The organism is Oscillatoria salina IIICB1 (assembly GCF_020144665.1).
In the GTDB taxonomy this organism is placed as follows: domain Bacteria; phylum Cyanobacteriota; class Cyanobacteriia; order Cyanobacteriales; family SIO1D9; genus IIICB1.
Genome location: NZ_JAAHBQ010000068.1, coordinates 32,094 through 44,708, shown reverse-complemented (window position 1 = coordinate 44,708; position 12,615 = coordinate 32,094). Strand labels below are relative to the sequence as shown.

Genomic DNA, 12,615 nt, shown 5'->3' with positions numbered 1-12,615 from the left:
ACTTATGGTAAACTCTTTGAGCATTGCTAGTTTTGGTAATTCATGAGTAGCGATCGCGATATTTTCTCTTCTGGGGCTAGTTATTGGTCCGATCCTGATTTATCTCAAGCGGCTTTTATCGCCCCTAATGCGGTAGTTATGGGCAATGTGATTGTTAAAACTGGCGCGAGTGTTTGGTATGGGGCGATCGCGCGCGCAGATGTGGAAAGGATCGAAATTGGCGCACATACTAATATTCAAGATGGCGCTATTTTGCATGGCGATCCCGGAAAACCGACAATTCTCGAAGATTATGTCACCGTGGGACATCGGGCTGTGGTGCATTCGGCTCATATTGAAACAGGTTGTTTGATTGGTATTGGCGCGATCGTTTTAGATGGCGTGCGTGTGGGTAAGGGGAGTATTATTGGCGCAGGTTGTGTGGTGACGAAAGACGTTCCTCCCCGGAGTTTAATGGTTGGCATTCCCGCCAAACAACTGCGCGAAGTGAGCGAAACCCAAGCCGCCGAACTAATCGAACACGCGCAAAAGTATGAAAAACTTGCCCTGGTTCACGCCGGGAAAGGTAGTGATCTCGGCTTTAGTCCTTCATCTTGAGCAGCATTAGGCAACATTTAGTAAAAAAACTCTTGCAAATCTTCGCAATTGTGCTAAATATAAATATGAGAATAGTTTAAGATACTTAAAATTTTTATCAAGAGAGGGTAAGAAAAAATGGATTGGAGATTGATTGTTGTTTTTCTTCCGGTAATCGCGGCTGCAAGCTGGGCGTTGTTTAACATCGGCGCTGCTGCTATCCAACAAGTTCAAGCTTTTCTGAACAAAAGCTAAGCAAAACAATAACTATTAGCAACAGAAAACCGATTCCTAACACTGTCTGGGGGTCGGTTTTTTGGCTTTCTATCGCGAAACTTTACCTTGACACGCTTTTGGCAGTCGTTCGTTACAAAAGNAAAATACAAGTAAATGAGATATAAATAAAAGTTAAATAGATCGCATCTACCAAAAGTTATACTTTTGCTTAAAGGCGATCGCTTCCTTCGTATCGTCTAAATCTCGCTTGTGCCAGGATGACTGTGACTAATCAAACCAATGAATCGAAATTCAATCGGGATCTCGTTCGTTACGCCAAAGCCGTTAATGAAATTGAGCAAGCCGAATTCAAATCCACCTCAGAACAAGTTTTAGAAGTTTTGCTAGCCAGAGACGCGATCGCCGCAGCACTCTCTTCAGAAACCGCAGCCGATCCCGAAGCGATCGCCAAACTCTTCGACTTAGACAACCGTTTGCAGGAACAAGCCCCCAATATCACCAAAGTTGGCAAACTGGAAACTTGGCGAGAAAGCTTAAATCCGCCAGAATCAGCTTGGTGGTGGTACTTCCAACCCGAGACAGAAATCGATCCTTGGGATCGTTTGGACTGGTTGTGGAACAGTCTCGCCGCAGCTTGCTTGGGCTTAACCGCTAGCTTCACTGTAAGTATACTTCAAGCCATCTCCGTCAACGGCATTAGTTGGACAGAAACTTTTGCTACCCTCAGCCAAGGTGCAGGAATCGCTTTACTCGGACGAGGTTTAGTTACCACAGACGGACAAGAAAAAGTCAAAAGTATTCTCAACAATTTTCACATTCCCGATCGCTTTCAAAGCGAAGCAATCTGTGGCTTTTCTGCAATTATCTGCTTATTCACCTATCACCAATACCGCTACTTTTTACCTCAATTTTTCTATAGTCAAGGGCTAGCAGCATACGAAGAAGGCGATCTCTCCACAGCCGAAGAAAAGTATCAACAAGCGATCGAACTCGATCCCGATGAAATTAGATACAATCTTGAGTTAGGAAAAGTTTACGAATCTGTAGGCGAACTCGACGAAGCGATCGATCAGTACGAAGAAGCCCTTTCTGTAGGCGATCCCGAAGGCTTTAATAATCTCGGACGCTTGTATATTCAACGATTCGATCCTGTCAAAGGAAGAAAAGACCCCCTAATCGCCGAAACCTTGCTCAGACTTGGATTACAACGCGCTCGCGCCCAAGGAGAAGAGAATTCTAACATCAGATATCAACTCCACCGCAATCTCGGTTGGGTACTGCTGGAGCAAAAAAGATATGCTGAAGCGGAACAAGAACTCAAAAGAGCGATCGAACTCGACGATCGAATTGAAGGATATCAAATCGGGGGAGCAATGGCTGATTGTATGTTAGCCGAAGTCTACCAAGCTCAGGGAGACGCAGAAAATGCCCAGATTAAATGGCAAGACTGTCAAGAGCAAGCACGTCCTGAAACCCTAGACGAGTATCTCTGGTTTATCCAAATCGGGCAACGTCAACTAGCAAATTGTATCAACACCAGTTCGATTGTAACTGGTCTACGCGGTCAAATTCCCTCTGATTTTGCCGATGCTTGTGAAAGTACGGCTCCCATATCTAACTCAGCCGAAATTAGCGATCGCAGTGAAATCGAAGCCTTGAGAATTAAACTTTACGATCGCCTCAACGCAAGCTGGAATAATAAACCTGCTTTCGAGCAAGAATTAGTTTACCTCATTAGCGCTACTCAAGATGGAGAAATTGTTGATTATCAACCTCTAAGTAAACTAGCTGAATCTCGTGTTAGCGACACTCCCCTGACTGAGTTACTTACATCCCCAACAAACGAAGATGAGCCTCTCGCTCAGTTTCAAGTCATCTTTTCACCTGCTGGCAAAATTGAAGTTACTTCCTGGGGAAATTAGTTAAATTTCAGCTTACTCAACGACAAAATTCTTATTAACATTTTGTCGTTGACAGTTATTTTTGCAAGCGTTCCCAAGCAGTTCCTTCATAGCCAAAACTGAATAAATCTGGATGCAAAATTTCCGCTAATATTTCTAAAGAATCTCCTAATCTCGGTCCCGGACGATTAAAATAAGCATTGCCATCAGTCAGATAAACTTGCTTATTTTTCACCGCTTGCAAATTTGACCATTCTGCTTTTTCAGTTAAAGCCTGAATTTCTTGACGAGTGCGTTGTAAATCAAAGCCACAAGGCATAATTATAATTACTTCTGGATCTGCTTTCACCAGATTTTCCCATTCTAAATAAGGCGAATGTTCTCCAACTAAGCCAAACTCAGTTTTTCCCCCTGCTAATTTAATCATTTCGGGAATCCAATTACCCGATGCCATTAAGGGATCGATCCATTCCAGCGCCACTACAGATGGTAAACTAACTTCTGAGAGAACCTTGGTTTTGTTAGTACAGGCATCAATTCGCGCTTGTAATTGTTTTAAAACAGGTTGAGATTCAACATTTAAACTACGTCCAACTCGCTTGATATCTGCCCAAACTTCAGTTAATAAATTAGGTTGCAAAGATATAACTTTCGGATTACTTTGAGTTAATTCGTCAACCGCTTTTTCCACATCGCCAAAACTAACCGCACAAACATCACATTGATCTTGGGTAATAATATGAGTTGGTTTTAACTGCTCGATTGTCTCAGTTTTGATTTGATAAATACTCAAAGCTTGGGCTATTAAATCAGCGACATCAGCATCAATTTCCACACTAGGTTTCGCACTGTTTAATCGGGCTTCCGTGCAAATAGGTAAATTTTTGACTTCCGGTGGATAGTCACATTCATGAGAAACACCAACCAACTTTTCTGTTAAGCCCAAAACAGCGACAATTTCTGTTGCTGAAGGTAGGAGCGAGACAATTCTTAAATCATTTTCCTGAGTCATTTTTTAGTTTTCCCGATCGTCCACTTTTTTTTTTCAGGTTAAACTGTTAACTAGGAAATTGAATCTTCCGGACTTCGTATTTTACATTTCCAGTCAAGCTGGTTTATAATTGTATCTTTGGGTATTTAAGAAAATCACAGGAGAAAGAAAACTATATGTCTCGATATCGCGGACCGCGCTTGCGGGTGACACGTCGTCTAGGAGAACTACCAGGATTAACTCGTAAAACAGCACGTCGTTCTTATCCTCCCGGAGAACACGGTCAAGGACGACGTAAGCGTTCTGAATATGCTGTACGCTTAGAAGAAAAGCAAAAACTGCGTTTAAACTACGGTATAACGGAAAAGCAACTAATACGCTACGTTCGGAAAGCTCGTCGTTCCACGGGTTCCACAGGTACAGCGTTATTAGAACTTTTAGAAATGCGCTTGGATAATACAGTCTTTCGTTTAGGAATGGCTGGAACAATTCCCGGAGCGCGTCAGTTAGTAAATCACGGTCATGTTACTGTCAATGGTAGAGTAGTTAATATTGCTAGCTATCAATGTCGCCCTGGAGATGTAATTGCAGTACGCGATCGCGATCGCTCTCGCAAACTCGTTGAAGCTAATATGCAATATCCCGGTTTGGCTAATTTACCTAGCCACCTCGAATTTGATAAAAATACGATGACGGGTAAGGTGAATGGGGTTATCGAACGCGAGTGGATAGCTTTGCAAATTAATGAACTACTCGTGGTTGAGTATTATTCTCGGAAAGTTTAATCATCATCCGACGAGTGTAGAGACGTTACCTCGAACGTCTCTACTTGCAGTTATCCTAACCGCCAATTTGCGACATGGTACGAGTATAAATGCCTGTAGTAGTGCCTGAGTCTCGCTGCTTAAAGTTAATTTCTGGTTTAATCGCTAGCAGGTGGCTAACTTTGCTTCTTAACTCCGAGGTCTTGACGCGATCGCGCAAAGCTGCTTTAAGATTAATTTGGTTGGATTCATTGAGTAAACAGGGACGCAACCAACCATCAGCAGAAAGACGCATTCGGTTGCAGCGATCGCAAAAACATTCTGACATTTGCGAAATAAAGCCTAAAGTTCCCTTTGCACCAGGTATCTTAAACACATCCGCAGGACCGTTTCCGCGCACCTGAGACGCTTCTAAACCCCATCGCAATCTAATCTGATGACGTAATTCTTCCGAGGGTATCCACGCATTTTCACTGAATAATGCTTGATTTCCAATCGGCATAAATTCGATAAATCTGACGTGCCAATTTCGCTCTAAAGTTAATCCAGCTAAGTCTAACACTTCCCCATCATTGACACCAGGAATCACTACCACATTTAATTTTAAAGGGTTGAACCCCACTTCATAAGCCGCCTGTATGCCCAACCACGTTTGCTTCCAACGGCTTCTACTGCGATTTCCGATAATTTTGTCAAAAGTGTCAGGATTCAGCGAGTCCAGGCTAATATTAATGCGGCGCAACCCGGCATCATAAAGCGGTTGAGCCATTTTCGCGAGTAAAAAAGCATTCGTTGTCATCGCCAAATCTTCCGTTTCCGGCAGCGCAGCGATATCCTTAACTAAATCTACCACACCCGGACGCAACAACGGTTCGCCCCCAGTCAGCCGAAACTTGCGAAACCCAAGCGGAATAAACACTTCCGCGAGTAAAGTGAGTAATTCTGCATGAGATAACAATTCCTGTTGCAGTAGATAATCCAGTTCTGCCCCTTCTGGCATACAATACTGACAGCGAAAATTACAGCGATCGATGAGGCTGATTCGCAAATAATCTACTTGGTTCATCTTTAAAATATTTCTCAGTTAGTTCTTAATCTTAGGATACAAATTACTGAAAATATTTTTCCTCTACCCTAGTTCTGCCAGACCACGTTACTTAACGGAATAGTAAAATATTATTATCCTGTCTAAAATCTCCGATTTAGCCAGAAAGTGTCAAGCTCTAAATCCTGATAGTGAAAATTATGACAGAATTACTCCAACAAGCCCTCGAAAAACTCTCAAGTTTACCAACCGAAAAACAAGAAATGATTGCTCGTTTAATTGTACAGGCTCTCGAACAAGAGTCTGGGAATGTAGTAGAGACTAATGTTATTATTTCAGAAGCTTCCACTCAAGACCAACAAATAACAGAAACTACTACCCAACAAACTTTACCATCATCGGTAGGTATGGGAGCAAGTGGTCGAACAGATTTATCAAAACGCTGTCAAGAATTATTATGGCAAGAGGATTAATCGCAGATACGAGTGGTATTATTGCGCTATTAGACCGAGATGACAGCTATCATGAATTAGCGAAAAAAGCCATTAAAAATAAACAAGTTTTTGTTCCTGTAACTATATTACCCGAAGTCGATTATTTAGCTACCAAGTATCTTGGCGAACGAGTGGCTAGAGCTTTTTTAAAAGATGTAAACAACGATAATTTTCATTTGCTGCCTTTCGACTTAGTAGACTTAGGTAAAGCGAGTGAAATTATGGGTCGTTATCGAGATTTACCATTGGGGTTAGTTGATGCTAGTTTATTAGTGTTAGCCGAGCGCTACTCCCTTACTAAAATATTAACCTTAGACCGCAGACACTTTAATTTAATTCAATCAGATCGAGTTAGCTATTTAACGATACTTCCCTAAAATTTCCAATTAGAGGAATTTTCATGACAAGCGAGGAAATTAAAGAAAATACACCTCATTCTGGATATACTTTACCTGTTTTTGCTAGTGCTGCGGCAGTAGACGTAATTTTAGCACTAGCGGGCAAGATGCCCCCACTACAAATTTCTAATTAAAGGAATTTTCATGACAAGCGAGGAAATTAAAGGAAATACACCTCATTCTGGATATACTTTACCTATTTTTGCTAGTGCTGCGGCAGTAGACGTAATTTTAGCACTAGCGGGCAAGATGCCCGCACTAAAAATTTCTAATTAGAGGAATTTTCATGACAAACGAGGAGATTAAAGAAAATACACCTCATTCTGGATATACTTTACCTGTTTTTGCTTGTGCTGCGGCAGTAGCGGCGCTGAAATGCTTGCGTGGCGAACAGCAAATTGATACGGTAACGATAGATTTAATTCAACCTCCGCAAACTGTAAATATTCCCATTCAACAAGTTGCACCTCTCAACTCCCGAATGGCTTTAGCTGTGACGCGCAGCGATCCTGGTGCTAATCTGGATCTAACTCGCGATACTCCAATTTGGGCTTTGGTAGAAACTTTACAGCCAACCTCTTTACATCCTCACCAAATTACGATTAAAGGTGGAGAAGGAATTGGACGCATAGTTACTGCTGAGGGAAAAGCTGCTATTTATAGTTATGCTGAGAAGTTATTGCGAGCTAATCTTGCGCCTTACCTGAAATCAGAGGAAAAAATTGAGGTGACAATTATTTTACCTGAAGGTCGCCGCTTGGCACAACGAACTTCTAATGCGGCTTTTGGGGTGTTGGAGGGACTTTCGCTGCTGGGGACTACGGGAATTTCGCAACCTTTGAGCGCTCCGGAGCAGTTAGAATTGTATCGGGAAGAGTTACAGCAGAAGGCAGAAAATAGCGAGATTCTCGTGTTTTGTTTGGGCGAAAATGGTTTAAACTTGGCGCAAAGGCTAGGTATTGACGCCAAATATTTGGTGAAAACGGCGAATTGGATTGGTGCTATGTTAGTTGCGGCGGGAATTTCGCAAGTAAAGTCGCTTTTGCTGTTTGGCTATCACGGTAAACTGATTAAGTTAGCGGGAGGAATTTTTCATACGCATCACCATCTTGCTGATGGGAGATTAGAAATTTTGACTGCTTATTGTGCTGAGTGTGGTTTACCAACTTCTATTTTGCAGCAAATATTTGCTTGTCCAACTACGGAAGCAGCGTTGCAGTTATTGCGGGAGATAGATACTGACAGTGCGAGTACGTGGGTAGAACAAGTTTATGGTAAGTTGGCGACAGAGATTGCTACTCGCTCTCAAGATTATATCCAGAAGCACTGTGAAAGTGAAGTTGAGGTTGGGGCAATTCTTTTTGGACGAGAAAGAAAAATTATCGCCCAAAGTTCAAAGGTAACTACTTTGCTTGCCAAATTGTGCTAAAATTGCAAGAATATACAAAAATTAATGCGCGACTAAATTAAACAGCTTTTGTGCATCTATTCCTCCACCGAATAGATGTTTGTTGTATCGCTAAACAATTGGTTGCTGAAAGGCTCCACAAACCCCTTGCAAATTCAATTTTAACCGTGACTACCCAGACAGAAAAATTATCCAACCAGGCTGAGGCTTTACCAACAAAGCCGATAACTAAGAGCCTTAATCGGCAAATGATTGTTATTCTTGACTTTGGCTCTCAATATTCAGAATTGATTGCTCGTAGAATTCGGGAAACTCAAGTATATTCTGAGGTACTTTCTTATCGTACGACAGCAGAGCAGTTGCGTCAGCTTAATCCCAAAGGAATCATCCTTTCTGGGGGTCCTAATTCAGTTTACGATGACCTGGCACCGAAATGCGATCGCGAAATTTGGCATCTGGGAATTCCTATTCTCGGTGTCTGTTACGGAATGCAGTTGATGGTGCAACAGTTAGGTGGTGGTGTAGAAAGAGCAAAACGCGGTGAATATGGGAAAGCTTCGCTGTTTATTGACGATCCTACCGATTTGCTGACAAATGTGGAAGATGGTGCGACGATGTGGATGAGTCATGGTGACTCTTGTACGGAGTTACCTGCTGGATTTGAAATTTTGGCTCATACTGAGAATACACCTTGTGCGGCGATCGCGGATCACGATCGGAAACTCTATGGTGTCCAATTTCATCCGGAAGTTGTTCATTCTATCGGCGGGATCGCTTTAATTCGTAATTTTGTTTATCATATTTGTGATTGTGAGCCAACTTGGACCACAGAAGCTTTTGTCGAAGAGTCGATTCGCGAAATTAAGGCAAAGATTGGCGATAAACGAGTTTTGTTAGCGCTTTCTGGTGGTGTTGACTCTTCAACTTTGGCTTTCTTGCTTCATCGCGCGATCGGTGACAAACTAACTTGTATGTTTATCGACCAAGGCTTTATGCGTAAAGGTGAGCCTGAGCGATTGTTGAAGATATTTAATGAGCAGTTCCATATTCCGGTAGAATATGTTAACGCACGCGATCGCTTTCTCGAACAAGTGAAAGGTGTAACCGATCCTGAAGAAAAGCGTCGTCGGATTGGACATGAGTTTATCAGCGTTTTTGAATCAGAATCGCAACGTTTGGGACCTTTTGACTATCTCGCTCAAGGTACACTTTACCCTGATGTGATCGAATCTGCCGATACGAATGTCGATCCCAAAACTGGGGAAAGAGTTGCGGTGAAAATCAAGAGTCACCACAATGTCGGTGGTTTACCGAAAAATTTACGCTTTAAATTAGTCGAGCCTTTGCGTAAACTATTTAAAGACGAAGTGCGTAAAGTTGGGAAAGCGATCGGTTTACCCGCAGAAATTATCCAACGTCATCCTTTTCCGGGTCCCGGTTTAGCAATTCGCATTCTCGGTGAAGTTACGGCGGAGAAGCTGAATATCTTACGGGATGCGGATTTCATCGTTCGCGATGAGATTAGTAAGTGGGGACTGTATAATGAGTTTTGGCAAGCATTTGCGGTATTGTTGCCAATTCGCAGTGTAGGAGTTATGGGCGATCGCCGTACATACGCTTATCCGATTGTACTACGTTTTGTCTCCAGCGAAGATGGGATGACTGCGGATTGGTCGCGATCGCCTTACGATCTTTTAGAGGTAATCTCGAATCGCATTGTTAACGAAGTGAAAGGCGTTAATCGTGTCGTTTACGATATTACCTCGAAACCGCCTGGAACTATCGAGTGGGAATAAATTTATTCTCGTTCCCTGGCTCCGCCGGGGAACCCTTTCAGAGGCTCCGCCTCCAGTTAAACTTCACTGGTTGAAATCAAATTTAAAGCAGAATTAATAATTTCTTCTTTGTTAACCAAATTTGCTAATTCTTCAGTAAGATAACGCCCCCCTTCTACCTCTAAAGAAGCTTCATCAATAGCATTCAAATAAGCCTCGGCTAAAGTCTCTCGTAACTCTTCAGAAGTTAAATAATAACCTCCAGCTTTGCGTCGCTTATTTTTGCGCTGAATTTCTCGCACTGAATTGCGAATTGAAACATCCCAAGAACGAGTAGAGCGATTTTCTGCTTGTTGTTTAATCAGATGTAATAAGAGTATGATAGCATGACTACGAATATTATTTATCAGATCGTTTTTACTCATTTCTTCGAGTTCTTCAACAATAGCTAGCGATCCTTTAATATCTCCCTTAAGTAGTAAATTTTTCAGAGTTAGGATTTCTTCCATAAAATATACCTCTAACCGTGTAAGATTATTTTTCCACCTTCCCTGGTTCCCTGGCGGAGCCAGGGAACTCTTACGGAGGCTCCGCCTCCCACCATTTTATCGAGGCAGAGCCTCTGGAGGTGCGTCCCTAGGCGGAGCCTAGGAACGAGAGCTAATTTATTTCCCTGGTTCCCTGGCTCCGCCGGGGAACCCTTTCAGAGGCTCCTGCCTCCACCCATTTTATCGAGGCAGAGCCTCTGGAGGTGCGTCCCTAGGCGGAGCCTAGGAACGAGAGCTAATTTATTTCCCTGGTTCCACCTTCCCTGGTTCCCTGGCTCCGCCGGGGAACTCTTACGGAGGCTCCTGCCTCCACCCATTTTATCGAGGCAGAGCCTCTGGAGGTGCGTCCCTAGGCGGAGCCTAGGAACGAGAGCTAGTTTATTTTTCGCGGGGTAAGAGTAACCATGTCAAACCCCCAGAAATTAAGCCGACTAAAATGCTAATTGTGAGAGCGACGCTGAAGTTGAGCCAGGGTGCGGGAAGTGGTACAATGGCGCGGGAGTTGAAAGGCGGGTACTCTCTGATTTCTTCGGCGAAGTTAGCCACAGAGGAAGCTGTAACGGAGGCTGTACCCAAGCCAACGCCGATGTAAGCGACTTTGTTTTGGAAATGACGGTTTTGGGTTTCGCTGCGGCGATCGCGCTCCGCTTGCGAAATTTCCACCAATCCTCTGATAGTATTGATATATTGTTCCCGTACTTTTAAACCGGGAGATAAACTCGCATAGTCGCGTTCGATTTGATTCAGGTATCTTGGTGCAATAATATTTTGGAAGTCTGCGAGTAATTTTAAATCAGTTTCACCGATTTCGCTGGCTTTTTTTTGGATAACTTGTAAGCGTTTTTCGTAGCTGTTAAGATTAGTTTTCAAGCTTTGTAATTGGACGGCTAAACCTTCTGTTCCTATCGTATATTTGGTTAGTTTACCTAAATTTTCCAGTAAATGTTTTTTTAATTCTTGTAATTGAGCTATATCTAAAAATAATTGTGGATTTGTTTTAACTTCTTTAGTAATTTCATCAGGATGAAGAAAGAACCCTTCGCTTACTGATTTTTCTTTAATTATCCGGCTTTGTTGCTCGATCCAGGCGATTTTTTGTTGATAGGAAAAGAGACGAAGTAGTTCGTAATAAAAGCTAGTTATTTTATCTAAAATGTCTTGATTTGGCGCAAGAAAAATTATAATATTTGACTCAAGATCGGCAAAAAAAGGAATATTCGCTAATGTACCAGTTTGCAAATCTACCGTGTTTTTTGTCGGATTAAAAGTTTGATAAATGGTTTGAGCTAATGTTTCCGGTGCGGTGCTATTAGGAAAGTCTAAATGTCCTAAAATTAGCCAAACTTTGCCAATATTTGCTTGAATATCGAGCTTGGTTTTAAATTGTTCCAAACAGTTGACATCGGCAGGTTTTTGGTGTAAAAAAGAACAGCCGACTAAAAGATTATCTGTATCGCCAAAATCGAGGTAATTGTAAATACCTTCTAGTTGATAGGTTTGGAAATAATAATCGCGATTTTGGTGGTATTTAGCCTCGCTGGGAATTTGCAAACGTTGACGTAAATCCTCCAACTCCGCTAACCAAGATTTGTATTCTTTGGTGTTAGGTTCTCGCAGTTGATAAGCAAAGAGAAAAAGTTGAGGATAGCCAATTAAAGTTTGCACAAATGTTCAGCCCAATTACAGTAATCTGGAGTCGTTATATTTTCTGGTGGATTTGCTTGAAATTGCTCGTAAGATTTCCGCGAGTTTTCTATAACATCGCCTTGAAAAATATCGCTTAATTTATCAATTGATTCTACCACTACTGTCGCAGGAAGGGAAACATTTGTTTCTTCATCTTCTGCATTTTCTTGCGCCGTTTCTAAACTTCCTTTCGCGGGACGCATAATTTTATCTTTTGGTTGAGCATGATAGTGCGATCTGAATTCCTGGTAAGCTTTGTCATAGAATTGATTAATTTCTGCACGTTTGACTAAAAGTTTGATTTGTTTAATCAATAATTCCGGATCTCGATAATTTCCTAAAGCGTTAATTTCTTGATGTAAATCGTCGGGTAAAGTTGCTGGTAATTGTACCAACGCGACTAAAAAAGCTTTTAATCTATGAATATCTGATTGTTTCATTTTTTACGCCTCAAAAATAAACCTAAATTCTTTTCACCCACGTAGGGGCAATCCCCCTGTGGTTGCCCCTATTTATCTTGTAATCTGTAAAAATCAAATTGTCTCATCTTTCCACAAAAATAAAAGTTAATTATTGCCTGAATTGTTTTCACCCACGTAGGGGCAATCCCCCTGTGGTTGCCCCTATTTATTTTGTAATCTGTAAAAATCAAATTGTCTCATCTTTCCACAAAAATAAAGGTTAATTATTGCCTGAATTGTTTTCACCCACGTAGGGGCAATCCCCCTGTGGTTGCCCCTCATAATGTTTAGTCATCGGGCGATGATAAATGTTGCTCATCAGGTAATAACA

The 12,615-nt window shown here is 42.0% G+C and carries 15 protein-coding genes; 10 read left to right on the top strand and 5 right to left on the bottom strand.

The genetic code is table 11. The annotated features are described in order from the left end of the window. Positions 1–42 precede the first annotated feature (42 nt). The 3 genes from G3T18_RS18865 (at position 43) to G3T18_RS18855 (ending at position 2,735) form a co-directional block, all read left to right on the top strand. Positions 43–597: a gamma carbonic anhydrase family protein gene (locus tag G3T18_RS18865; RefSeq protein ID WP_224412131.1), complete on the top strand. Its 555-nt coding sequence runs from the start codon at positions 43–45 to the stop codon at positions 595–597. A gap of 117 nt (positions 598–714) precedes the next feature. Then, positions 715–831, top strand: a complete 117-nt coding sequence (locus G3T18_RS18860) for a photosystem II protein Y (RefSeq protein WP_224412130.1) — start codon at positions 715–717, stop codon at positions 829–831. 245 nt (positions 832–1,076) lie between these two features. Further along, on the top strand, positions 1,077–2,735 hold the full coding sequence (locus G3T18_RS18855; RefSeq protein ID WP_224412129.1) for a tetratricopeptide repeat protein: 1,659 nt from the start codon (positions 1,077–1,079) through the stop codon (positions 2,733–2,735). A gap of 55 nt (positions 2,736–2,790) precedes the next feature. Here G3T18_RS18855 and G3T18_RS18850 read toward each other — a convergent pair whose 3' ends face one another. Next, positions 2,791–3,726 carry a cobalamin-binding protein gene (locus tag G3T18_RS18850; protein ID WP_224412128.1) on the bottom strand — a complete coding sequence of 312 codons (936 nt, stop codon included), beginning with the start codon at positions 3,724–3,726 and terminating at the stop codon, positions 2,791–2,793. A gap of 155 nt (positions 3,727–3,881) precedes the next feature. On the opposite strand from G3T18_RS18850, the gene rpsD reads away from it, so the two are divergent. After that, positions 3,882–4,490: a 30S ribosomal protein S4 gene (gene rpsD / locus G3T18_RS18845; RefSeq protein WP_224412127.1), complete on the top strand. Its 609-nt coding sequence runs from the start codon at positions 3,882–3,884 to the stop codon at positions 4,488–4,490. A gap of 55 nt (positions 4,491–4,545) precedes the next feature. On the opposite strand, the gene moaA is transcribed toward rpsD, so the two are convergent. Beyond that, positions 4,546–5,535 carry a GTP 3',8-cyclase MoaA gene (gene moaA / locus G3T18_RS18840; protein ID WP_224412126.1) on the bottom strand — a complete coding sequence of 330 codons (990 nt, stop codon included), beginning with the start codon at positions 5,533–5,535 and terminating at the stop codon, positions 4,546–4,548. Between the two features lie 179 nt (positions 5,536–5,714). On the opposite strand from moaA, the gene G3T18_RS18835 reads away from it, so the two are divergent. The 6 genes from G3T18_RS18835 to guaA all read left to right on the top strand — a co-directional run bounded on the left by G3T18_RS18835 (position 5,715) and on the right by guaA (position 9,610). Then, on the top strand, positions 5,715–5,987 hold the full coding sequence (locus tag G3T18_RS18835; RefSeq protein ID WP_224412125.1) for a hypothetical protein: 273 nt from the start codon (positions 5,715–5,717) through the stop codon (positions 5,985–5,987). Beyond that, on the top strand, positions 5,972–6,385 hold the full coding sequence (locus tag G3T18_RS18830; protein WP_224412124.1) for a type II toxin-antitoxin system VapC family toxin: 414 nt from the start codon (positions 5,972–5,974) through the stop codon (positions 6,383–6,385). The genes G3T18_RS18835 and G3T18_RS18830 overlap by 16 nt, the downstream gene beginning before the upstream one ends. A 23-nt stretch (positions 6,386–6,408) precedes the next feature. Further along, the gene (locus G3T18_RS25600) at positions 6,409–6,540 is read left to right on the top strand and encodes a hypothetical protein (RefSeq protein ID WP_263480491.1); all 132 of its coding nucleotides are present in this window, start codon (positions 6,409–6,411) and stop codon (positions 6,538–6,540) included. Between the two features lie 10 nt (positions 6,541–6,550). Next, on the top strand, positions 6,551–6,682 hold the full coding sequence (locus tag G3T18_RS25595) for a hypothetical protein (RefSeq protein ID WP_263480490.1): 132 nt from the start codon (positions 6,551–6,553) through the stop codon (positions 6,680–6,682). Positions 6,683–6,692: 10 nt separating this feature from the next. Continuing rightward, complete coding sequence (gene cbiD, locus G3T18_RS18825; RefSeq protein WP_224412123.1) at positions 6,693–7,835, top strand: cobalt-precorrin-5B (C(1))-methyltransferase CbiD; 1,143 nt, start codon at positions 6,693–6,695, stop codon at positions 7,833–7,835. A 146-nt stretch (positions 7,836–7,981) separates the two neighbouring features. Further along, the gene (guaA, locus tag G3T18_RS18820; RefSeq protein ID WP_318014006.1) at positions 7,982–9,610 is read left to right on the top strand and encodes a glutamine-hydrolyzing GMP synthase; all 1,629 of its coding nucleotides are present in this window, start codon (positions 7,982–7,984) and stop codon (positions 9,608–9,610) included. Positions 9,611–9,666: 56 nt separating this feature from the next. Here the strand turns inward: guaA and G3T18_RS18815 are convergent, their stop codons facing one another. From G3T18_RS18815 to G3T18_RS18805, 3 genes are all read right to left on the bottom strand, one after another. Next, entirely contained in the window at positions 9,667–10,098 is a 432-nt protein-coding gene (locus G3T18_RS18815) for a DUF29 family protein (RefSeq protein ID WP_224412122.1), read from the bottom strand. Between the two features lie 417 nt (positions 10,099–10,515). Next, positions 10,516–11,802 carry a hypothetical protein gene (locus G3T18_RS18810; protein WP_224412121.1) on the bottom strand — a complete coding sequence of 429 codons (1,287 nt, stop codon included), beginning with the start codon at positions 11,800–11,802 and terminating at the stop codon, positions 10,516–10,518. Beyond that, positions 11,790–12,263 carry a hypothetical protein gene (locus G3T18_RS18805; RefSeq protein WP_224412120.1) on the bottom strand — a complete coding sequence of 158 codons (474 nt, stop codon included), beginning with the start codon at positions 12,261–12,263 and terminating at the stop codon, positions 11,790–11,792. The genes G3T18_RS18810 and G3T18_RS18805 overlap by 13 nt, the downstream gene beginning before the upstream one ends. Between the last annotated feature and the right edge of the window lie 352 nt (positions 12,264–12,615).

What these genes read in the sequence shown, in the direction of transcription:
- moaA (WP_224412126.1), bottom strand. Translation starts at nt 5,535, where the DNA reads ATGAACCAAGTAGATTATTTGCGAATCAGCCTCATCGATCGCTGTAAT.
- G3T18_RS18835 (WP_224412125.1), top strand. Translation starts at nt 5,715, where the DNA reads ATGACAGAATTACTCCAACAAGCCCTCGAAAAACTCTCAAGTTTACCA.
- G3T18_RS18850 (WP_224412128.1), bottom strand. Translation starts at nt 3,726, where the DNA reads ATGACTCAGGAAAATGATTTAAGAATTGTCTCGCTCCTACCTTCAGCA.
- G3T18_RS25595 (WP_263480490.1), top strand. Translation starts at nt 6,551, where the DNA reads ATGACAAGCGAGGAAATTAAAGGAAATACACCTCATTCTGGATATACT.
- G3T18_RS18830 (WP_224412124.1), top strand. Translation starts at nt 5,972, where the DNA reads ATGGCAAGAGGATTAATCGCAGATACGAGTGGTATTATTGCGCTATTA.
- cbiD (WP_224412123.1), top strand. Translation starts at nt 6,693, where the DNA reads ATGACAAACGAGGAGATTAAAGAAAATACACCTCATTCTGGATATACT.
- rpsD (WP_224412127.1), top strand. Translation starts at nt 3,882, where the DNA reads ATGTCTCGATATCGCGGACCGCGCTTGCGGGTGACACGTCGTCTAGGA.
- G3T18_RS18815 (WP_224412122.1), bottom strand. Translation starts at nt 10,098, where the DNA reads ATGGAAGAAATCCTAACTCTGAAAAATTTACTACTTAAGGGAGATATT.
- G3T18_RS18860 (WP_224412130.1), top strand. Translation starts at nt 715, where the DNA reads ATGGATTGGAGATTGATTGTTGTTTTTCTTCCGGTAATCGCGGCTGCA.
- G3T18_RS18865 (WP_224412131.1), top strand. Translation starts at nt 43, where the DNA reads ATGAGTAGCGATCGCGATATTTTCTCTTCTGGGGCTAGTTATTGGTCC.
- G3T18_RS18805 (WP_224412120.1), bottom strand. Translation starts at nt 12,263, where the DNA reads ATGAAACAATCAGATATTCATAGATTAAAAGCTTTTTTAGTCGCGTTG.
- G3T18_RS25600 (WP_263480491.1), top strand. Translation starts at nt 6,409, where the DNA reads ATGACAAGCGAGGAAATTAAAGAAAATACACCTCATTCTGGATATACT.